Genomic DNA, 20,186 nt, shown 5'->3' with positions numbered 1-20,186 from the left:
TCTCAGCATAATTGGTATGTATTAAAACAAATCTATCTAAGATTAAACTTTTAAGTCTGCAAAATCCGTTAAAATATCCAAGATTATTTTGAATTAAGATCTGAATTATGGCTGCAACTGATTGGCGTGCTCAAGGTACTTTGGTTTTAGCAAGCAATAACAAGGGAAAAATTGCAGAATTTGAAACCCTGTTTGCGCAATTAGACTTGCCTGTGCAAGTGATTCCGCAAGGTCAACTAAATATTGAAGATGCTGTTGAAGATGGTTTGAGCTTTGTTGAAAATGCCATTTTAAAAGCACGCCATGCCGCAAAAATTTCAGGAAAGCCTGCCATTGCAGATGACTCTGGTTTATGTGTGCCTATTTTAGGCGGCGCACCGGGGATTTATTCTGCACGTTTTGCAGGCGAACATGGCAATGATGCAGCCAACAATGAAAAACTTTTGAATAAACTCAAACCACTACGTCAAGACGGCGCAGCAATTGAAGGTATGTTTGTTTGTGTTTTGGCTTTGGTTGAACATGCCGATGATCCATTACCACAAATTTTCCAAGGTATTTGGAAAGGCGAGATTTTAGCAGAAGCTCGTGGTGAAAATGGTTTTGGCTATGACCCGCTCTTTTGGTTGCCTGAATTGGGAGTGTCGAGCGCAGAAATGTCGAAAGCAGAAAAGAATAAAATCAGTCACCGTGGTCAGGCGATGCAACTGTTTAAAGCAAGTTTACAAGCTTAGATTTAACAGATGTGATTGATCTTACAGCCCGTTTTCAAACACGGGCTGTTTTATTTTCAAGCTTTACAAATCAGGTCAAACATCCCTTGTCGTCAAATCGCAACACATTCGTCACCGCATTGTCATACAGACCTGTTGAGATAGGCTCAACTATTGAGAGGTCTAAATCATGGCAGGATTATCTATTTGGCACGTGCTGATTTTTGCAATTGTGGTCATTTTATTATTTGGTACATCTAAGCTTAAAAACTTAGGTAAAGATGTAGGTGGCGCGGTCAAAGATTTTAAAAAATCAATAAAAGATGATGAGGCAGAAGCGGCGCAACTGAAAGAACCTCGTACGATTGAACATCAAGCCAATAGCAGTGATGTAAATTCGACTGTAAAGCATTAAGGCTGAGGGTTTGAGATTATGCTCAATATTGGAATGACGGAACTGCTGATTTTCGGCATCATTGCATTATTGGTGCTGGGTCCTGAAAAACTCCCTGAAGCAACGCGTTTTGTCGGCAAGTGGTACGCTAAAATTAAACGTATGGTCAGTAATGTTCAAAATGACATTGACCGCGAATTGCGTTTATCTGAATTACGCGAGCAAATGCAGCAAGAAATGGCGCGTATTCAGGAACTTGAAGCAAAGATGCAAGCACAAATGCATGAAATGCAGCAAGAAAAAATATTTGAAGATATAACTGCAAAAAGCACACATTCCCCGCATGCCGTATCAAAAAATACCTTACAACAGCATCATTACACCTTGGTTTTAAATACTGAAAAAACCTCTGCGGTGTTACTCCCTAAAACTAAAATGACATCACATTCAAATTTATCTGCGCTACAACATACTACAGCGCCCTATACTGAAATGAAGGTTGCAGTATGAGCCAATCAAACGCTTCTGAGCTTTCACATTTGCCTGTGAAGGCAGAGCAAGCCGCATTAGAAGAAATGCCAATTACCAAGCACTTGATGGTGCTGCGTAATCATCTTTTTAAAATTGTAGGGCTTATTCTTGCCTTATTCTTCTGTTTATTGCCCTTTGCCAATAAAACTTATCAAGTATTGTCGGAACCATTACGTGCACAGTTGCCACATACATCAACCATGATTGCGACTGATGTTACCGCAACCTTTATGGCGCCGTTTAAACTAAACTTTTTTGTCGCGCTGTTCATTGCGATGCCATTTATTTTGTATCAGATTTGGGCATTCGTAAAACCAGCGTTATATGAAAAAGAAAAAAGTTTGGCGCTGCCTTTGCTGATCGGCAGTATTTGCTTGTTCTATATCGGAATTAGCTTTGCTTACTTTGTCGCCTTGCCATCCATTCTGCACTTTTTCATTAGCGTTTCCCCTGAAACAGTCGCCCCGATGACCGACATTAATAGCTATCTTACGTTTTGTTTGAAGCTGTTTTTGGTTTTTGGTTTTACCTTTGAGATTCCAATTGTCACACTTTTGCTGATTATGATTGGTGTCGTGTCTACGCAAACTTTGGTTGAAAAACGTCGCTTTATTATTGTTGGCTGTTTTTTTGTGGCCATGTTTGTCACACCGCCAGACGCTTTATCGATGATCATGCTTGCCATTCCGATGTGGATGCTGTTTGAAATTGGTTTGTTTTTTGGCAAATTAATTGAGAAGCGCCGAGTCAGTCACAGCTAATCTAAAATATTGAATTTTAAAAAGAAGCACATGGTTGCTTCTTTTTTTGTGCGTGTAGATCACAACTGAACGGATTTAATCAGTTTGACACATAAGCTTAACCCGCATGTCATGTTTAGCCACTAATTTACATATAACTTTCAAACGACTAAGCAATTTGCTAGGAAAAAAAATGACTGATTTTATGCCTTACAATGAAGATCAAGAGTTAGATAATAACACTTCAGACAATACGCACTTTCGTGACATTCTAGAACAACGCATGAGCCGTCGCAGTTTAATTAAAAAAACTGCAAGCGGTGCAGCAGCTTTAGCTTTAGCTTCTTCTTTATCTGCATGTAGTGATGATGATGAAGATACAAATGTAACACCACCAACAAGTAAAGAAGAACCCAATACCAAGCCTGAAACATTAACATTTAAAGCTGTAGATAAAAATTTAAATGATATTGTTACTGTTCCTGAAGGTTACCAAGCAACTGTATTATATGCTTTAGGTGACTCAATCAATCCTTCTTATAGCAATTGGAATGCAGATGCAGATGTTCCATCTGGCCCAAGTTTCCAATTCCGCTCTGGTGACTGTCACGATGGCATGAGCTATTTTGGCTTAAGTACTAAAACTGGTCGTTATGATGAAAATGCATCAGATCATGGCTTATTGGTTTTGAACCACGAATATATCAACCAAACCTTCTTACATCCAAAAGGCGCAACTAAAAAGGATGGACGTCGCCCAGAAGATGAAGTGATTCGTGAAGTAAATGCACACGGTGTTTCAGTCGTTCATATTAAGAAAAATGCTGAAACTCAAGCTGTAGAGATTGTGAAGTCATCACCATTTAACCGTCGTATTACAGCTTCGACTGTCATGGATTTTGCAGGGCCTGTAGCTGGTTCTCCATTACTGCACACAGCATTCTCTCCCGCTGGTCGTCAAACTCGAGGCACACAAAATAACTGTGGTAATGGTTATACACCATGGGGCACTTATTTAACTGCTGAAGAAAATTTTATTGGTTATTTCCAACGCTCAGGTACAGACCAATACTCAGCCCGTAGTGAAGCTGAAAAAATAGCACTTAAACGCTATGGCTTAGGCTTAGAGATCTCTTATCAAACTGAAAAAAATGCAGACGGTAGTGTTAAACGTGATGCGAAAAACAACATCATTTATATTTTAGATGCTGATGGTAAAAAAATTCCAGAACGCGATGAGCAAGATCGCATCGTGTATTTGAATAAATCTTCACGCTATGGTTGGGAAACAGCAGAAGCTGGTTTTGAATCTCAAGACATGTATGATCGTTGGGCTGCTAACGTAACCAAAGAGTCTGCAACTCAAGACTATCGTAATGCGCCAAATACATTTGGCTGGATTGTAGAAATTGATCCATTCGATAGCCGCTCAAACCCAGTAAAACGTACTGCATTAGGTCGTTTTGCTCACGAAGACTGTCGCGCCAGCCGCGCAATTGAAGGGCAAAAATTTGCATTCTATATGGGCGATGACTCGCGCGGTGAGTACATCTACAAATTTGTATCAGATGCAACATGGGATCCTAAAGATGTGAATGGTGGCTATCGAGCTGGCGACAAATATATGAATTCAGGGAAATTCTATGTCGCTAAATTTAATGCATCAGGCACAGGAGAGTGGATTGAACTGGCTTATGGTAAAAATGGCTTAACCGAAACAAACGCTATTTACCCATTTAGCTCACAAGCGGATGTCCTTACTTTTGCTCGTCTTGCAGCAGATGCTGTAGGAGCTACAAAAATGGATCGTCCAGAATGGGTTGCTGTAAACCCTGAAAATGGTGAAGTGTACGTGACTTTAACCAATAACTCGAACCGTGGTTCAAGCTATGCAACAGATCCTGCAAACCCACGTAACTACACCGATCCTGAAGGTGGTAAAGGTAACGTCAATGGTCATATTATCCGCTTTAAAGAAGAGAATACTGCAGCAACATCATTTGAATGGGATATCTATCTATTTGGTGCTGAAGCAAGTATGGATCCGACAATTAACCTTTCTAATTTAAGCGATGCAAACGACTTCTCAAGTCCAGATGGTATGTGGTTTGACCCACGTGGTGTTCTTTGGATTCAAACAGATGATGGCGCATATACAGATGTTACAAACTGTATGATGTTAGCAGCACTACCTGGTCAAGTTGGTGATGGCGGTGTTGTAAAAACTGTTGGTGATCAAAGTACAATTGCTGGTGCTCAAGTCACCGATAAAAACTTACGTCGCTTCCTTGTTGGGCCAAAAGAATGTGAAATTACAGGTGTAACCATGACACCTGACTACAAAGCAATCTTTATTAACGTTCAGCACCCAGGTGAAGATTCAAAGAGTTTTGATGCGCCAAGCAGCCATTGGCCTGCAACACAAACTGACATGAACAATAAAACTGCACGTCCTCGTTCAGCAACGGTTGTCATCACCCGTAAAGACGGCAAAGCAATCGCTGGATAACATCCATAAATTAAAAATGCCGACATCACGTCGGCATTTTTTATGCCTCAATGTTCAACTGTTGCTGCACAATATCTCCCTTTTGCTCACCATATTGTGTTTTTTCCAGCCATGTAAATTGCTGCGCCTGCATACGTAAAAAATTGGAACAACGTGTACCGTAAAGTGGACTTTGAATAAAAGTCGATGACAACAACGCTTCCATCTCCAATGAAATCCCTGTTTGCGGTAACAATTCAGATGCAACTTTGCGTTCATCTTGCAAAATATCCCACGCCGCAGCATTTAGCTCTGCCGTTGCAAGATCAGGCAATTGCAGCATCGGTAAAAACTCCTGCGTAAAGCGTTTGCGTAAGCGTGCAGTTTTCTCCCAAGGGTCACTCATCAATCCATTCGACACCACATAAACGCCTTTAGCTAAAACCTGCGGCGCTTCTCCACGGTTACTCATGTACACCGCTTGAGTGGTGTCACCCACAAATAAATTAAAACCTGCATATTCACATTGCTGTTTTTCTAAGGCTTGCGCAAAACGGATAGGCGTTTGCTCAGATTCTAAAAAAGCCTGAATAATATGCCCACGTGAAGTTGGATATTCACGAACATCATTCGCATCACGATAATTGGTAATCACAGCCCAGCGTCCCGATGGGGTAATGCCCATCCACGTACCGCCCGATTCTAAATCTTGCCCTGCAACAATTGGACTATCAGACCATGCTGCCAGTGCTGCTGTCGGACGCCGATAGAACTCATCTCGATTTGAAATCAAACACAGTGGTGTGTCTGTCAAGACCTGCCAAGCCAATGCCACAATACACATAATTTAAACTCTTGATCTTTACACATTGAATGTACAACATTTTTCATCACATTCAGCTAAAATCTGTGCAAAACAGAATCACAAGGAACAGGAATGCTCACCTATCCAAATATTGACCCCGTTGCTATTTCGCTCGGGCCTTTACAAGTCCATTGGTATGGCTTGATGTATTTACTGGCATTTTTATTTGCATGGGGTTTGGCAACTTACCGTGCCAAACAACGTGGCTGGACACCAGACATGGTTTCCGACCTGATTTTTTACGGCGCTTTGGGCGTGGTGATTGGTGGACGTGTCGGTTATGTGTTTTTCTACGGCTTTGAACAATTTTTGGAAAATCCACTGTGGTTATTCCAAGTCTGGACAGGCGGCATGAGTTTCCATGGCGGCTTTCTGGGCGTGATTTTAGCCATGCTGTTCTGGTGTAAAAAATACAAAATGACGTGGTTTCAAACTTTGGATTTTATTGCCCCATGTGTACCTACAGGTCTAATGTTTGGTCGTATTGGTAACTTTATTGGTGGTGAATTATATGGTCGCCCTGTGACCGATCCGAATTTTGCTTTGGGGATGATTTTCCCGACCGATCCTTTACAATTGGTACGTCATCCATCGCAATTGTATCAAGCCTTATGTGAAGGTCTAATCCTGTTTATTGTACTGTGGTGGTTTAGTTCAAAGCCACGTCCACGCATGGCAGTGTCTGCCCTATTCCTGATTGGTTATGGTTTGGCGCGCTTTGTTGTCGAATTTTTCCGCGAACCCGATCATGGTCAGCTCTTTATTGCATGGATGAGTAAGGGACAATTCCTGAGCTTACCAATGATTTTGGTCGGTTTCTGGATGATGTGGTATGCCTATCAAAAGAAAATTTATGATTGGGGGCCGCAAAAAAACAGCTAAGCTACTACCCATTTAAATGCAGGTTTCATCCATTCAGGCGAAGTCAATCTTCGCCTTTTTTATGCTACAGTGCTATCTATTACTTACACTTTTCAGACATCAATATCTCACATGCTTGAATTTTGGTTTAACCCACAGGTTGCGGTCACAAAGAAAATTGCCCTGCTAATGGTGATCGCGCTGGTCACTGCAGCGGTATACTTCTTAGAACCCTTAAAGCTCGATGCGATTTTAATGTTTCTGGCTGCAGGTATTGTTTTTTTAATTTGTCGTTACTGCAAAATTCATTTTACTGCACAACATCCCACAGGTTGGTTGGCACGACTATTGACTTGGATTCCACTGGCGTTGTTACTCGCAATAATTTTTATGCAGATTCAACACGGTGAAATTTTACTGTCGGGCGCTCAAGGCATTGGCTTTACCGCTTTGGCTATTTGCCTGTTTTCGCCGTTGGCTTTACTGCATCAACATCACGCTTCCGACACACAATAAAGTCACAACTTTAAAAACTCTGCTATTATTCTTTCTGATTTACTGGGCATCGAATTGCCCAAACAAAAAATATTTCTTTTGCTTGACCAGAGAACGCTATGCGCCAGTATTTAGACCTACTCCAACATATTCTTGACCATGGTGGCGACAAAGGTGACCGTACCGGAACAGGCACACGTTCAGTGTTTGGGCACCAAATGCGTTTTAACCTTGCACAAGGTTTTCCACTGCTGACTACCAAAAAAGTACATTTCCGTTCTATCGTAATTGAGCTGTTATGGTTTTTAAAAGGCGATACCAACGTCAAATATCTACAAGAACATAAAGTCAGTATTTGGGATGAATGGTCTACCGCAGAACAAACCGCGCGCTTTGGTCGTCCTGAAGGTGAACTTGGCCCAGTGTACGGACATCAATGGCGTAATTTTGGTGCAACACAAAAAGCCGATGGTCTGTATGAGCAAGATGGTTTTGACCAAATTGCATGGTTAATCAATGAAATTAAAACCAATCCAAATTCACGGCGTTTAATCGTGTCAGGCTGGAACCCGAAAGAAGCAGGTCAAGTTGCTTTACCGCCTTGCCATACTTTATTCCAGTTTTTTGTGCACAACGGCAAACTCTCATGCCAGCTATATCAACGCAGTGCCGATGTGTTTTTAGGCGTGCCTTTTAATATTGCCAGCTATGCTTTACTAACCCACATGATCGCGCAAGTCTGTGATTTAGAAGTCGGAGATTTTGTCTGGACAGGTGGCGATACGCATTTATATGCCAACCACTTTGAACAGGCACAGTTACAGCTAAGCCGTGAACCACTGGCGTTATGTCAGTTAAAACTCAATCCTGAAATCAAAGATATTTTCGATTTTAAATTTGAAGATATTGAAATTGTAGGCTATGAGTCACATCCTGCAATTAAAGCACCTGTCGCTGTTTAATTGCCTGTTGCTAGATTTATCATCTCAACATTTAAATTGCCCCAACGTCCCCAAAAGATGCTTGGCAGACTAAGAAAATACGAGCCTAATTATGTCATTTCAAAATTTAGAAGTTGTACACGTAGTCGCTATGGATCAACAACGCTGCATTGGTCAGGGTAACCAATTGCCGTGGCATATTTCGGCAGACTTAAAACACTTCAAAGAAATCACCCAAGGTGGCGTGGTGATTATGGGACGCAAAACCTTGGAGTCGATGGGACGCACCCTGCCTAAACGTGTCAATTGGGTGATTACCCGCGACCCAAACTGGGCATTTGAAGGCACAAAAGTGGCGCATAGCATTGAAGATGCCTTGCAACAAGCCGTTGCCGATGTTCAAGCCTCAGAAAAACCAAACACTTTATTTATTATTGGTGGTGGTGAAATTTTTAGCCAAACTATGCCGATTGCTGACCGTTTGGAACTGACACATATTGAACTAGATGTTCAGGGAGATGCGCATTATCCTGCCATTCCTGCCGAGTTTAAAAAAGTGGCCTCAGAACAGCATGTCGATGAAAAATCAGGGATTGCCTTTGAGTTTGCCCGCTATCAAAAATAATGCTGACAGCCTTGGCAATATTTGATTATGATGACTTAAACGGAATTTAACTTTGCCTCAGGAATGGCGGATGCTGCATTTCATCTTCAGTTTAGGTGTCGTTCTTTCTTCTATTTGGCTCAGTATGGCCTTGTGGATTCATCAGCCTTTGGGTTGGTTAATGAGCCGTGTGCTGATTGGGACTTGGCTAGCCTTCACCCTCAGCATTTTGGGCATTTATATCACTCAGCATTTGCTCAGTCGCAATCAGGATATTTTGGTTTATCTTTTGGGTTTTACCTTGGGGCTGTTTTGGTATTTTGGGATGGATGCCAAGCAAGACCGTGACTGGAACCCTGAAGTAGCCCGTATGCTGCATTATGAACAAGTACAAGATCAGGTCACGCTGCACAATGTCCGCAATTTTGACTGGCATGCCGATGGTCGCTATACCGAACGTTGGGAAACCCGCCAATTTAACCTGAAACAGATTACGGGGGTGAATATCATCACCTCTTACTGGATGGGGCCAAAAATTGCGCATACCTTAGTCAGTTTTGACTTTGCCGATCAAGCGCCACTCACCTTTTCCATTGAAATTCGCAAAGAAAAACACGAAGAGTTTTCTGCGATTGGTGGCTTCTTTCGGCAATATGAACTCAGCCTTGTCGCTGCCGATGAAAAAGATATCATCTACACCCGCAGCAATATTCGGGGTGAGCAAGTTTATTTTTTCCCGATCCAGCTCAATCCACAAGAAGCACAAGCACTGTTTCAGGAATATCTGCATAAAGCCGATGCTTTAGCCGCCAAAGCGCGTTGGTATAATACGTTGACCAGTAATTGCACCACGCTACTGTTTGACATGATTCAGGCAGTATCTCAAAAACGTTTCCCTGCCGACTATCGTCTGTTTGCTTCGGGTTATTTACCCAATTATTTATATGATTTGCATGCGCTGGATCATCGTTGGGATATGCAAACTTGGTATCAACGTGCCCACATTAACCCACGTGTGGAAAACTTAAAAGATATCCACAGCCAAGACTTTTCCGCGCTCATTCGACAAGGCGTGCAGCTCGATTCTTCAGCAAACATCAGCACGCCTTATTCGCATCCGACTTATCAGAACAAAGTGCTGCCCTGACCTATTTTGGTCATTTTGCGCAGATACAATCAATTCAGAGAAAAAACCACACCATATCTTGGAAAAAGTTGCAGCAAACATACAAGTTTAACTAGAGCCACGGCGCATAATTTGTTTAGATAGCAACAATTTCAAAAAATTAGAGATCATTCCATGCTAAAAAAATACTTCGGGATCACCTTATTGGGTGCAATGATTGCTTTATCAGGATGTGAAACTATGCCAACTCAAACGAGTGCAAGCCAAATTAGCGCAATCAATCAAGCCAACTTAGTACAACGTACATGGACTGCTACGCAATTGGGCAACAGCATGTTAAAAACAGAAGCAAACCGCCAAAACTTGCCATATTTAAACTTTGATGCCGCCACACAAACAGTCACAGGTTCAGATAGTTGTAACCGACTCAGCGGTAGTTATGTCGCAGGACGTGACACCCTACAATTGGGGCAATTGGCAACCACGCGAATGGCTTGCTTAAATAACAACAACTTAGATCAGAAATTTCATGAAGCCCTAAATAAAGTGACGCATTATCAGGTCTATGGTAAAACCCTGAAATTGCTAGATCGCCATGGAAATTTACTGATTCAATTTGAAACACCAACGGCTGCACGTTAACGGCTAAGCCTAATAATAGACAGGCTTAAAATGGTTTATTCATAAAATATAAGGACAAAATCATGCAACAAGCATTGTTTGGTGGCGGATGTTTCTGGTGTGTCGAAGCCGTATTTTTACAACTGCAAGGCGTAGAAAAAGTCACCAGCGGTTATGCAGGTGGACATACCTTAAACCCAAGCTATGAAGATATTTGCCGTGGCGACAGCGGACATGCAGAAGTCATTTTGATTGATTTTGATGAGCAGCAGATCAGCTATTCACAATTACTTGAGGTGTTTTTTGCCACACACGACCCAACCACATTAAACCGTCAGGGCAATGATGTCGGCACACAATACCGCTCTGTGATTTATTATTTAGATGCTACACAGCAACAAGCTGCCGCCGAGATGATTGCAGCCTTACAAGCTGAAGGTGTGAATGTTGTGACTGAACTCAGTGCAGCACCTGAATTTTACCCTGCAGAAGACTATCATCAGAATTTCTTTGCCAAAAATCCAAATCAGGGCTACTGCAATTTTTCCGTTCCACCGAAACTGAATAAATTACGCAGTAAATTTCAGCATTTACTGAAAGTATAACCATTGGATTTAAAAGCAAGTACAAAACGGTGATACTCATCTTTTGATGACATCACCGTTTACACCACTATTTATTTTACAAAAGTCGTCCAGACAAATGCCTGAGTACGTCCTTGTAAGGTCATCTTCAACTGATCGCCCGACTGTAATGCTGCCACCCCTGCAGGTGTACCAGTCATTACCACATCACCAGGTTCTAAACTAAATACTTGGCTAATATCTGCCAACAATGCCGCAATATCAAAAATCAATAAACTGGTATCGCCTTGCTGACGTAATTCATCATTAATGTCCAAACGATATTGCACGTTTTTCCAGTCCTGAATTTCCGATACATCCACCCAATCTGCCAACACACAAGAACCGTCAAACGCTTTGGCTCGTTCCCACGGCTGTCCTTTTTTCTTCAGTTCATCCTGCAATTCACGCAAAGTTAAATCCAAGCCCAAAGTCACTGCACTTACAGCATCCAATACTTTGGCAGGATCTGTGTCTGCATTTAAAGGCTGGTCAATGCGTAAACTCAATTCACATTCATAGTGACAATTGCCCCAGACCTTATTCCACGTAATCCCATCACTTAAACTGCGTAAACTGCTTGGCGGTTTAATAAATAACACAGGATGATCAGGTACAGCATTACCTAATTCTTTGGCATGGTCTGCATAACTGCGACCGACACAGACAATTTTAGATGGACGTGTACTCATGATCATCCTCAAATAATTCGTAAATTGGGAAAATTAGAACTTACTTTTTAAAAGTATTTTCAAAAACCGTTTGTTCTGCAGGCTGATTAAATGCACGTTTCGGTACAATCACCACTGTACGATTTTTTAATTCCAGCATATAGGTCAGTTTACCCACAGCGAAATTTTGCACCTCGTTATAATGAAATACCTGTTTACGACCATTGGCATACAGCTCGGCATAGTCCTGAAATAAATCAATGCCTTGCTCGCTTTTTCCAAATTGGTATTTTACAAACTGGCGTTTAAACATCATTGGCAAAAACCAATAACGCATTAAAGTTTGCAAGATTAAAAAGAAAGCACCGAGTGCAACATAATAGCGACCTACCCCATCGAAGCCCAAATAAAAGCCCCAAGCAATAATCGCCACACTAATCAACGGTGTAATAAAACGGGTAAATTGTTTTTTACCAAAAGTCGCAAGGGCAAAGCCGTCTTGAGATTCTTCTAAATTTAAAAAATAGCGCAAAGACAATGCTGGCTGCGTGTCAGACATAAGCTCATCATCAAGTCATTCAAATTGAGCTAAATCTTACACTAGATTGAGCACTTTCCTTATTTTTTTCGTGTTTATTCGCTCAAAGCCAGACGTAAAACAATGGTCATGCTTTTGACACAGAAATTTCATCATTTTTAGATAGTGTAGATGCAAAAAAACCGCATCAAAAGTGCGGTTTTTTATTTCAAGTTGGTGCGCTCAGAGAGATTCGAACTCCCGACCCCTTAGTTCGTAGCCAAGTGCTCTATCCAGCTGAGCTATGAGCGCGACGACTTGATGGGGTGCATTATACGTGTTTTTTTCTGGCTGTTAAGTATTAATTCATCATTTTGCAATCAAATGCACAGATATTGGACGATTCAAAAGAATTTTAACGTAAAACCATGAGTACGCTATTCTTTTTAATAAACTGATTATTGTTTGAGTTTACTAAATTTCAGGCACAAAAAAACCGCATTTAAGCGGTTGATTGTTCAAGTTGGTGCGCTCAGAGAGATTCGAACTCCCGACCCCTTAGTTCGTAGCCAAGTGCTCTATCCAGCTGAGCTATGAGCGCATTACTTGTGTGCCAATTTAGGCGATACGTTACTGTTCGGTTTACTTATTGGTGCGCTCAGAGAGATTCGAACTCCCGACCCCTTAGTTCGTAGCCAAGTGCTCTATCCAGCTGAGCTATGAGCGCGACATAAGTAAAGCGTGGCGGTGAGAGAGGGATTCGAACCCTCGATACAGTTACCCGTATGCGTCCTTAGCAGGGACGTGGTTTCAGCCACTCACCCATCTCACCGTAACGTGCCGCCATAATACAAATTAAGTGCTAGCACTGCAAGCTTCGATACCACAATTTTTGCATATTTTTGCTCAATTAAATATTTTTTAAACAATTTTCAGGATTCATCACCAGAATTACGCCTGAACTTTTGGCAATCGCTGCACAAAAACTAGAAACATCGTAAAATAACGACAGAAAACACATTATTGCAATCATTTACGTGCAGTCTTTCCGTACATGACTTATGCTAAACCTATCTTCTGACATGAAGTTTATTCCATGATGAAAAATTGGGTCGATCCTGAAGCGAAAGCTGAAGCCGAACGCTACGAAAATCCTATTCCAAGCCGTACCTTAATCTTAGAAACCATTGAAACCTTGCAAGCGGCACAGTCACATGCAGACTTGGTAGAGCATTTTGCGATTGCCGATCAAAAAAGTATTGACGCCCTGAGCCATCGTTTAATTGCCATGGTACGTGATGGTCAGCTCATGAAAGATGGATTCAAGTTCCAGCTGGCTGCAGAACAACCGACTCATGACGCCACGGTTTACATCAACAGTAAAGGTTTAGGCACAGCCAATATTGCAGGTCATGAAGATATTTTATTGCCTGAACGCGAACTACGTTTGGTGTTTAATGGCGATCAGGTCAAAGTCCGCCAGACATCGGTAGATCGTAAAGGCAAGGCATGGGGGTTTATTACCGAAGTCACCCAGCGTCGTGTCAAACAAATCATTGGTAAATTGTCAGAATACGATGGTGAATATTTTATTCAGCCTGCCCAGCCAAATAGCCATCAACCCATTACCCTTGAAAAAGAATTAATTGAACATGCCCAAGTTAAATTGGGCGATTCTGTGCGCATTGCCATTGACGACTATCCAACCCGCGAAGAATTTGCCACAGGACATATTATTCAGTCGATGGCAGACAAAGCCGAAACTGAAATTATTATTCCGCAAACCATTTTAGAATTTGGTCTGCCGTATGAATTTCCTGAAGATGTCATTCAAGAAGCCGAAAGCTTTCAAGAACCGACAGCCCAAGACCGTGAAGGACGTGTTGATTTACGCGATTTAGCCTTAGTGACTATTGATGGTGAAGATGCCCGCGACTTTGACGATGCGGTATACGCCGAAAAACGTCCAGGCGGTGGTTACCGTGTCGTAGTCGCAATTGCCGATGTCAGCCATTACGTCCGCACAGGCAAACCGTTGGATGATGAAGCTCAGGAACGTGGGACTTCAGTCTATTTCCCGCATTTTGTATTGCCGATGTTGCCTGAAGCTTTATCGAATGGCTTATGTTCGCTGAATCCGCAGGTTGACCGTTTGTGTATGGTCTGCGATTTAAAACTGTCACGCGCAGGTCGGGTCACAGGTTTTGAATTTTATCCATCGGTCATGCATTCCAAAGCACGTTTAACCTATACTCAAGTGGCACAATATTTTGAGGGTGATAGTGCGGCAATTCCAGAAGATCGGGAGGTGTGCAAATCATTAAATACTCTGTTCCAACTGTATCAAGTGCTGAAAGGTTTACGTGCTGAACGTCATGCCATGGAGTTTGAAACCGTTGAAACCTACATGACCTTTGATGAGTTAGGTGGAATTAAAGAAATTTTGCCGCGCAGCCGTAACGATGCGCATAAACTGATTGAAGAATGTATGTTACTCGCCAACGTCGCAGCAGCAGAATATGCACTCAAACATGATGTGCCGATGCTGTACCGTGTGCATGAACCGCCAGAGTTTTCACGTATTCAAAAAGTCCGTGATTTTGTCAAATTACTTGGGCTACATTTTCCAGAACAACCCACTCAGGCCGACTATCAAGCGGTGATTGAAGCCACTAAAGATCGTATTGATGCACCAAGTATTCACGCGGTGTTATTACGCTCAATGATGCAAGCCTATTATGGCGCCAATAATTCAGGTCACTATGGTTTAGCTTACGATGCCTACACGCATTTCACTTCACCAATCCGTCGCTACCCTGACCTATTGTTGCATCGTGCCATTAAAGCGCATTTAAAACAAAAACCATCACCACTTTCGGGCGCAGCTTTAGATGATGCAGGCGAACATTATTCTGCAACTGAACGTCGTGCCGATGAAGCCTCACGCTCTGTCACCACATGGCTAAAATGCCACTATATGCAGCAGCATTTGGGTGAAGAATTTGTGGGCGTAATTTCTGCAGTAGCCGAATTTGGTTTATTTGTTACTCTCAAAGACCTTTATGTCGATGGCATGATTCATGTCAGCCAGTTGGGCGATGACTTCTTTGTATTTGACCAAGCCAGCCAAAGTCTAATTGGACAAGCACGTGGTCAAAGCTTTAGCTTGGGCGATGAAGTTAAAATTAAAGTCGCGGCTGTCAATTTAGAAGATCGCAAAATTGATTTTGAGCTCATGCAGCAACTCACCCATGCAGGTCGTGCTATTCGTATGCGCGCACCGCGCGTGGCAAAACCGTTCAGCCGTGAAGCCACTGAAGAAGTTTTTTCTGAGCGTCCAAGCAAGGCGACTTTAAGTGAAAACGGTGAGCAACCTGTGCCGAAGAAAAAGCCAAAAAGCAAACCGAGCTCTTACGGTAAAAAAACCTCAGCGAAGTCGGAAGCTAAACCGAAAGACAAAGCCAAAAAAAAGACCAAGGTGAAAAAGAAAAAATCCAATGCCAAAGCAAAGGGTGAGTAAATTTTACTAAATAAAAAAGAGTGCTACGGCGCTCTTTTTCATTTAATATATCTCTATAAAAATAAACCACTTAAAAATCATGACATCACAGAAAATTACTAAATACTATTACCATGAATATGTAATATGCTTAGTCTTTGTACTTAGTATTTCAGCACTGATTGCTCTCTTTTTTATAGACTTCACCCCAACAAATCAAGTCAAAATCACAGCCTTCATTGTTGCAACGTTGATTTATTTGGCTGTTTTGATCTACTTTTATGTTCTGCATAGATACGGACAATGGATCATTCCACGTACATGGACAAATGTACAAAAAAAGCCAAAATTCTATTTTTTACTCCTCTTCCCTATTTTTGTAATTCTGTTTCTTTACTCAAATCTAGTTGTCTATCCTCCTCTGCTTCATACCCTAGTTTTGGGTACACCTACTGTGGTGACATTGGAAGCAAGCGCTGTTAAAAAACATGGTAAAAAAGGAAGTGTCTACTATTCTATTGAAACACCGTATGACTCTACTGGTATGTTTCGAATCAATGTAGATGAATATGAACACTACAAAAATCAAAATCTATTCATAAAATTATCGGTCATTGAGGGGCGCTTTGGCACCTACATCCAAGATATTCAATCTATCCACGGTGAAACAAGAGCGAATAAATAGCACCCAAGGCTTGATTTATCCTTCTAGAAGCCTTACTTCTACAAATAACACAGGAAATAAATCGGCAGACCGACATGACATTAGAAAAGGCAACTTTGCCTGTTCCACAATTTGATCAAATTACCCTGGCAGATTTAAAACAAAAAATTGAGCATGCCATTCAGCAGGGACAAAACTTTTTAAATAATCTGACTGCAGTACCTGAAAATACGACGGCGCAATTAAATGTTTTAGAACAGATTGATCAGCTCGAAAATAACATGAGCGAAGCATGGGGCGTGCTGTCACATTTAAATGCGGTCATGAATAATCCTGAAACCCGCGAAGTGTATCAAGCGCTGTTACCAAGTTTAAGCGACTACTACACTCAATTGGGTCAGCACACGGTGTTGTATCAAAGCTATCAACATATTCACGACGCCAACACCTTTAAAGATTTGCCTGCTGCACAACAAAGCGCAATTCAACTGGCATTGCGCGACTTTAAACTGTCAGGTGTGGCCTTAGAAGGTGAAGCTAAAAAACGCTATGCTGAAATTTCAGCGCGTTTATCGCAACTGTCATCAGACTTTTCCAATCATGTATTGGATGCCACCCAAGCCTATTACAAAGTATTGTCCGAAGATCAGCTCAAAGGTTTACCGCCAAGCAGCGTTGAATTGCTGAAACAATATGGTCAGCAACGCGAATTGGAACAAGCTGTGGCAACACTGGATATTCCTGCCTATTTAGCCATTATGACCTATGCCGATGATCGTGCTTTGCGCGAAACCTTGTATCAGGCATACACTACTCGCGCGTCCGATCAATCAGCCCAGTCTGAATTTGACAATACCCCGATCATGGAAGAAATCTTGCGTTTACGTCAAGAAATGGCGCAATTGCTCGGTTTTAACAACTATGCAGAATTATCCCTTGCCAGCAAAATGGCACCAAGTGTCGAAGCAGTCGATCAATTCCTGCGTGAACTGGCAGAACATGCTCGTGCACCTGCAGAACAAGAAATTGCCGAACTCAAAGCCATTGCCGCCCAAGATGGGATTGATACCTTACAACCGTGGGATACAGGCTACTATTCTGAAAAATTAAAATTACAGCAATTTAACCTTTCACAAGAAATGTTAAAACCATATTTCCCTGCACCGAAAGTGGTTGAAGGTCTATTTAGCATCGTCAAGCGTTTATACGATGTCGATATTATTGAGCGCGCTGCCCCTGTTTGGCATCCTGATGCACGTTATTTTGAACTTGAAGATCAAGGTCAAGTGATTGGTGGTTTTTACTTTGATCTATATGCCCGTACAGGCAAACGCGGCGGCGCATGGATGAGTGGTTTCCGTTCACGCATGCAATTGGCACAAGGTTTACAAAAACCAATTTGCTATATGGTGTGTAACTTTACCCCACCTGTTGCAGACCAACCCGCGCTTTTAACGCATGATGAAGTCATCACCCTATTCCATGAATTTGGACATGGCTTACATCACATGCTAACTGAAGTAGATAATATTGCTGTGGCAGGTACACATGGTGTCGCTTGGGATGCGGTGGAATTACCAAGCCAATTCATGGAATTTTGGACTTGGGATCAAGATAGTTTAGATATGCTGAGTGCGCATATTGAAACCCAAGACACCCTGCCAGAACACCTGCTTAAAGCACTGTTAGATGCACGTTTCTTCCAGTCGGGAATGCAGAGCCTGCGCCAAATTGAATTTGCCCTGTTCGATTTAAGTATTCATCGCAGCAACCCTGCTTTAAATGCGGAACAGATTCAAGCCATGCTAGATGATATTCGTCAAAACTATGCCGTTGCGCCAACTACAGCTTACAACCGCTTCCAGCACAGCTTCAGCCATATTTTCGCAGGCGGCTATGCTGCAGGATATTATTCATACAAATGGGCAGAGGTTTTGGCCAGCGATGCCTTTGATCGCTTTGAAAATGAAGGGCTATTTAACACCGAAACTGGCAAGCAGTTTAGACAGTTTATTCTAGCAGTTGGCGGAAAAGATTCAGCGCTTGACGCATTTATCAATTTCCGCGGACGCGAGCCAAAAATAGACGCACTATTACGTCATCAAGGTTGGACGAACATAGTCAAAAACGCTTAAACTAAGAACTTTAGATGAAGTTAGGGGAGTCGTGATGACCATTAAACGTCGTTTCATTGCAGGCGCAAAATGTCCGAAATGTCAGGCGATGGATCGGGTTGTCATGCTCACCGCTGACGAAGCTGAATGGATCGAATGTATCGAGTGTGATTATACGGAAAACCGTCCAACACATATTGATGAACCTGAAATCCCAGAGGTTTCAGATGAAATTGGGGTGATCCAGTTTAAGCCGCGTCAGTCAAAGTAAAACAATAAGGTTCAACAACGCATGACTGAAGATCAACGACATAACCCTAAGCTTTTATGGGCGATTACGGGTGGGTTAATTATTGTCATTATTGCCGTATTTATCTTTCAATGGATGGGCGATAGCGACAATACTGCGCCTATAGAAACTGCCCCAACTACGGCGTCTGTAGCGAAAGCTGTACCTGCTGAAGCAACGCCATTGCAAGAAGATGAAGCAGCACCAAAACAGTTGGTCACAGAAGATTTACTCAAAGCACCTATATCTGAGAATGCAGCGCTTGCCAAAGAAGAAGTGGCTAAATTAGATGACATTCAAAATCAGCTGAATGATCAACGTGCCTTATTAAAACAGCAACATAACGATGCTGATGAATTGATTAAACTGAAAGAAGAACAAATCAAAATACTGGAAGCCCAACTGGCACAGTAAGCCTCCTCTGCTTCACATCAGTCATTTTAAAATACGATAAAGGGTCAGTGTTGTAGCCAATTTAAGCTAGAATAGCCAGAGGTTATTCTGGCTTTATTTGTATGACATCTTCTGGTTCTGCCCAACAAAATTTGCTCAAAGCAATTATGCTGTTGACCTGCTCTGCCTTTCTGTTTTCACTCATGGGAGTGTGCGTTCGTTACGCCTCAGAAACGGTAGATAATGCCACAGTGGTATTTTTCCGTAATTTCATTGGTTTGTTTATTTTTATCCCGCTCATTTTCAATAAAGGCTTGGGCTTTTTTAAAACTGAAAAGTTATGGATGCACACTTGGCGTTCGGTAGTCGGATTAACCGCCATGTATGGTTTTTTCTACGCGATTGCCAATCTAAAACTGTCCAATGCGATGGTCTTCACCTATTCATCGCCTATTTTTATTCCCTTAATTGCATGGCTATTCCTTAAAGAAAAAATCACCAAACCAATGCTATGGGCTGCGTTCATTGGTTTATTTGGCGTGTTATTTGTCGCCAAACCCGATGCAGGTATGTTTAATAGCATGTCCGCAATTGGACTCAGTGCCAGTTTTTTAGCAGCGATGGCTTTTGTCACGGTACGCGCCCTGACTCAAACCGAACCGCCTGAACGCATTGTGTTTTATTTTTGCATGATTGGGACACTCATTTCTGTTGTACCGATGTTCTGGTCATGGCGTCCTTACAACTTAAAAGAATTGAGTTTTTTAATTGGTGCAGGATTGCTGGCCAATATCAGTCAGATCTTTATGTCCAATGCCTACCGTCTTGCCCCTGCTGGGCAAATTGGCCCTGTCAATTACATTGCGATTATTTTTGCAGGGATTTGGGGCTTTAGCTTTTGGCATGAAACGCCAGACTTATTTAGTTTAATTGGCTTTGCCCTAATTTTGCTTGCCATTATTTTGTGCAGTCCACTGTTACAAAAACACCTGAATCATCACTCCCCGCATTCATAATGCTGCTTTGTATTCCCTGCA

The 20,186-nt window shown here is 42.0% G+C and carries 21 protein-coding genes and 4 tRNA genes; 18 read left to right on the top strand and 7 right to left on the bottom strand.

The window, feature by feature from the left end; translation table 11 throughout:
• Positions 1 to 107 precede the first annotated feature (107 nt).
• The 5 genes from rdgB to FTU98_RS05730 all read left to right on the top strand — a co-directional run bounded on the left by rdgB (position 108) and on the right by FTU98_RS05730 (position 4,887).
• A complete protein-coding gene (rdgB, locus tag FTU98_RS05750; RefSeq protein WP_004974822.1) occupies positions 108 to 734 on the top strand; it encodes an RdgB/HAM1 family non-canonical purine NTP pyrophosphatase in 627 nt (208 codons plus the stop codon).
• Positions 735 to 903: 169 nt separating this feature from the next.
• Positions 904 to 1,128 (top strand): Sec-independent protein translocase subunit TatA, encoded by a 225-nt coding sequence (gene tatA / locus FTU98_RS05745; protein WP_004974820.1) that lies wholly within the window; start codon positions 904 to 906, stop codon positions 1,126 to 1,128.
• A gap of 18 nt (positions 1,129 to 1,146) precedes the next feature.
• The gene (gene tatB / locus FTU98_RS05740) at positions 1,147 to 1,617 is read left to right on the top strand and encodes a Sec-independent protein translocase protein TatB (protein ID WP_180050684.1); all 471 of its coding nucleotides are present in this window, start codon (positions 1,147 to 1,149) and stop codon (positions 1,615 to 1,617) included.
• Positions 1,614 to 2,399, top strand: a complete 786-nt coding sequence (tatC, locus tag FTU98_RS05735) for a twin-arginine translocase subunit TatC (RefSeq protein WP_004974811.1) — start codon at positions 1,614 to 1,616, stop codon at positions 2,397 to 2,399. Before tatB ends, tatC begins: the two co-directional genes overlap by 4 nt.
• 172 nt (positions 2,400 to 2,571) lie before the next feature.
• A complete protein-coding gene (locus tag FTU98_RS05730) occupies positions 2,572 to 4,887 on the top strand; it encodes a PhoX family phosphatase (protein WP_131260576.1) in 2,316 nt (771 codons plus the stop codon).
• A 40-nt stretch (positions 4,888 to 4,927) separates the two neighbouring features.
• On the opposite strand, the gene FTU98_RS05725 is transcribed toward FTU98_RS05730, so the two are convergent.
• Complete coding sequence (locus FTU98_RS05725; RefSeq protein ID WP_004974805.1) at positions 4,928 to 5,710, bottom strand: NRDE family protein; 783 nt, start codon at positions 5,708 to 5,710, stop codon at positions 4,928 to 4,930.
• Positions 5,711 to 5,803: 93 nt separating this feature from the next.
• Here FTU98_RS05725 and lgt point away from each other — a divergent pair, with 93 nt between their 5' ends.
• From lgt to msrA, 7 genes are all read left to right on the top strand, one after another.
• Positions 5,804 to 6,613: a prolipoprotein diacylglyceryl transferase gene (lgt, locus tag FTU98_RS05720; RefSeq protein WP_096901379.1), complete on the top strand. Its 810-nt coding sequence runs from the start codon at positions 5,804 to 5,806 to the stop codon at positions 6,611 to 6,613.
• 111 nt (positions 6,614 to 6,724) lie between these two features.
• Complete coding sequence (locus FTU98_RS05715; protein ID WP_180050680.1) at positions 6,725 to 7,108, top strand: AzlD domain-containing protein; 384 nt, start codon at positions 6,725 to 6,727, stop codon at positions 7,106 to 7,108.
• A 98-nt stretch (positions 7,109 to 7,206) separates the two neighbouring features.
• Positions 7,207 to 8,049 (top strand): thymidylate synthase, encoded by an 843-nt coding sequence (gene thyA / locus FTU98_RS05710; protein ID WP_004974795.1) that lies wholly within the window; start codon positions 7,207 to 7,209, stop codon positions 8,047 to 8,049.
• A 91-nt stretch (positions 8,050 to 8,140) separates the two neighbouring features.
• A complete protein-coding gene (locus tag FTU98_RS05705) occupies positions 8,141 to 8,653 on the top strand; it encodes a dihydrofolate reductase (protein WP_004974792.1) in 513 nt (170 codons plus the stop codon).
• Positions 8,654 to 8,723: 70 nt separating this feature from the next.
• Positions 8,724 to 9,779: a DUF4105 domain-containing protein gene (locus FTU98_RS05700; protein ID WP_004974789.1), complete on the top strand. Its 1,056-nt coding sequence runs from the start codon at positions 8,724 to 8,726 to the stop codon at positions 9,777 to 9,779.
• 153 nt (positions 9,780 to 9,932) lie between these two features.
• Entirely contained in the window at positions 9,933 to 10,400 is a 468-nt protein-coding gene (locus tag FTU98_RS05695; protein ID WP_004974787.1) for an META domain-containing protein, read from the top strand.
• A 62-nt stretch (positions 10,401 to 10,462) separates the two neighbouring features.
• Positions 10,463 to 10,984: a peptide-methionine (S)-S-oxide reductase MsrA gene (gene msrA / locus FTU98_RS05690; protein ID WP_180050677.1), complete on the top strand. Its 522-nt coding sequence runs from the start codon at positions 10,463 to 10,465 to the stop codon at positions 10,982 to 10,984.
• 71 nt (positions 10,985 to 11,055) lie between these two features.
• Here msrA and FTU98_RS05685 read toward each other — a convergent pair whose 3' ends face one another.
• The 6 genes from FTU98_RS05685 to FTU98_RS05660 all read right to left on the bottom strand — a co-directional run bounded on the left by FTU98_RS05685 (position 11,056) and on the right by FTU98_RS05660 (position 13,022).
• A complete protein-coding gene (locus FTU98_RS05685) occupies positions 11,056 to 11,700 on the bottom strand; it encodes a fumarylacetoacetate hydrolase family protein (protein WP_306669310.1) in 645 nt (214 codons plus the stop codon).
• A gap of 34 nt (positions 11,701 to 11,734) precedes the next feature.
• Positions 11,735 to 12,232, bottom strand: a complete 498-nt coding sequence (locus FTU98_RS05680; RefSeq protein WP_179993954.1) for a YcxB family protein — start codon at positions 12,230 to 12,232, stop codon at positions 11,735 to 11,737.
• Positions 12,233 to 12,425: 193 nt separating this feature from the next.
• Positions 12,426 to 12,502 (bottom strand) — tRNA-Arg (locus tag FTU98_RS05675).
• 212 nt (positions 12,503 to 12,714) lie between these two features.
• Positions 12,715 to 12,791 (bottom strand) — tRNA-Arg (locus FTU98_RS05670).
• Positions 12,792 to 12,840: 49 nt separating this feature from the next.
• A tRNA-Arg gene (locus FTU98_RS05665) sits at positions 12,841 to 12,917 on the bottom strand.
• A 15-nt stretch (positions 12,918 to 12,932) separates the two neighbouring features.
• Positions 12,933 to 13,022, bottom strand: a tRNA-Ser gene (locus FTU98_RS05660).
• Between the two features lie 264 nt (positions 13,023 to 13,286).
• On the opposite strand from FTU98_RS05660, the gene rnr reads away from it, so the two are divergent.
• From rnr to FTU98_RS05630, 6 genes are all read left to right on the top strand, one after another.
• A complete protein-coding gene (gene rnr, locus FTU98_RS05655) occupies positions 13,287 to 15,710 on the top strand; it encodes a ribonuclease R (RefSeq protein WP_154320309.1) in 2,424 nt (807 codons plus the stop codon).
• A 79-nt stretch (positions 15,711 to 15,789) separates the two neighbouring features.
• Complete coding sequence (locus tag FTU98_RS05650; RefSeq protein WP_180050674.1) at positions 15,790 to 16,374, top strand: hypothetical protein; 585 nt, start codon at positions 15,790 to 15,792, stop codon at positions 16,372 to 16,374.
• Positions 16,375 to 16,448: 74 nt separating this feature from the next.
• Positions 16,449 to 18,488, top strand: a complete 2,040-nt coding sequence (locus tag FTU98_RS05645) for a M3 family metallopeptidase (RefSeq protein ID WP_131260579.1) — start codon at positions 16,449 to 16,451, stop codon at positions 18,486 to 18,488.
• A 40-nt stretch (positions 18,489 to 18,528) separates the two neighbouring features.
• Positions 18,529 to 18,738, top strand: a complete 210-nt coding sequence (locus FTU98_RS05640) for a YheV family putative zinc ribbon protein (protein ID WP_171324836.1) — start codon at positions 18,529 to 18,531, stop codon at positions 18,736 to 18,738.
• Between the two features lie 21 nt (positions 18,739 to 18,759).
• Entirely contained in the window at positions 18,760 to 19,170 is a 411-nt protein-coding gene (locus FTU98_RS05635) for a hypothetical protein (protein ID WP_004974772.1), read from the top strand.
• A 101-nt stretch (positions 19,171 to 19,271) separates the two neighbouring features.
• Entirely contained in the window at positions 19,272 to 20,165 is an 894-nt protein-coding gene (locus FTU98_RS05630; RefSeq protein ID WP_004974770.1) for a DMT family transporter, read from the top strand.
• Positions 20,166 to 20,186 lie beyond the last annotated feature (21 nt).

Origin of the sequence: Acinetobacter sp. YH12211, from assembly GCF_013418015.1 — a bacterium.
Classification (GTDB): Bacteria; Pseudomonadota; Gammaproteobacteria; order Pseudomonadales; family Moraxellaceae; genus Acinetobacter; species Acinetobacter towneri.
This window is presented reverse-complemented; position numbering and strand designations above follow the sequence as displayed.

Bases quoted from the DNA above. Each gene is read 5' to 3' on its own strand.
- rdgB (WP_004974822.1), top strand. From the start codon at position 108: ATGGCTGCAACTGATTGGCGTGCTCAAGGTACTTTGGTTTTAGCAAGC.
- tatA (WP_004974820.1), top strand. From the start codon at position 904: ATGGCAGGATTATCTATTTGGCACGTGCTGATTTTTGCAATTGTGGTC.
- tatB (WP_180050684.1), top strand. From the start codon at position 1,147: ATGCTCAATATTGGAATGACGGAACTGCTGATTTTCGGCATCATTGCA.
- tatC (WP_004974811.1), top strand. From the start codon at position 1,614: ATGAGCCAATCAAACGCTTCTGAGCTTTCACATTTGCCTGTGAAGGCA.
- FTU98_RS05730 (WP_131260576.1), top strand. From the start codon at position 2,572: ATGACTGATTTTATGCCTTACAATGAAGATCAAGAGTTAGATAATAAC.
- FTU98_RS05725 (WP_004974805.1), bottom strand. From the start codon at position 5,710: ATGTGTATTGTGGCATTGGCTTGGCAGGTCTTGACAGACACACCACTG.
- lgt (WP_096901379.1), top strand. From the start codon at position 5,804: ATGCTCACCTATCCAAATATTGACCCCGTTGCTATTTCGCTCGGGCCT.
- FTU98_RS05715 (WP_180050680.1), top strand. From the start codon at position 6,725: ATGCTTGAATTTTGGTTTAACCCACAGGTTGCGGTCACAAAGAAAATT.
- thyA (WP_004974795.1), top strand. From the start codon at position 7,207: ATGCGCCAGTATTTAGACCTACTCCAACATATTCTTGACCATGGTGGC.
- FTU98_RS05705 (WP_004974792.1), top strand. From the start codon at position 8,141: ATGTCATTTCAAAATTTAGAAGTTGTACACGTAGTCGCTATGGATCAA.
- FTU98_RS05700 (WP_004974789.1), top strand. From the start codon at position 8,724: ATGCTGCATTTCATCTTCAGTTTAGGTGTCGTTCTTTCTTCTATTTGG.
- FTU98_RS05695 (WP_004974787.1), top strand. From the start codon at position 9,933: ATGCTAAAAAAATACTTCGGGATCACCTTATTGGGTGCAATGATTGCT.
- msrA (WP_180050677.1), top strand. From the start codon at position 10,463: ATGCAACAAGCATTGTTTGGTGGCGGATGTTTCTGGTGTGTCGAAGCC.
- FTU98_RS05685 (WP_306669310.1), bottom strand. From the start codon at position 11,700: ATGATCATGAGTACACGTCCATCTAAAATTGTCTGTGTCGGTCGCAGT.
- FTU98_RS05680 (WP_179993954.1), bottom strand. From the start codon at position 12,232: ATGTCTGACACGCAGCCAGCATTGTCTTTGCGCTATTTTTTAAATTTA.
- rnr (WP_154320309.1), top strand. From the start codon at position 13,287: ATGATGAAAAATTGGGTCGATCCTGAAGCGAAAGCTGAAGCCGAACGC.
- FTU98_RS05650 (WP_180050674.1), top strand. From the start codon at position 15,790: ATGACATCACAGAAAATTACTAAATACTATTACCATGAATATGTAATA.
- FTU98_RS05645 (WP_131260579.1), top strand. From the start codon at position 16,449: ATGACATTAGAAAAGGCAACTTTGCCTGTTCCACAATTTGATCAAATT.
- FTU98_RS05635 (WP_004974772.1), top strand. From the start codon at position 18,760: ATGACTGAAGATCAACGACATAACCCTAAGCTTTTATGGGCGATTACG.
- FTU98_RS05630 (WP_004974770.1), top strand. From the start codon at position 19,272: ATGACATCTTCTGGTTCTGCCCAACAAAATTTGCTCAAAGCAATTATG.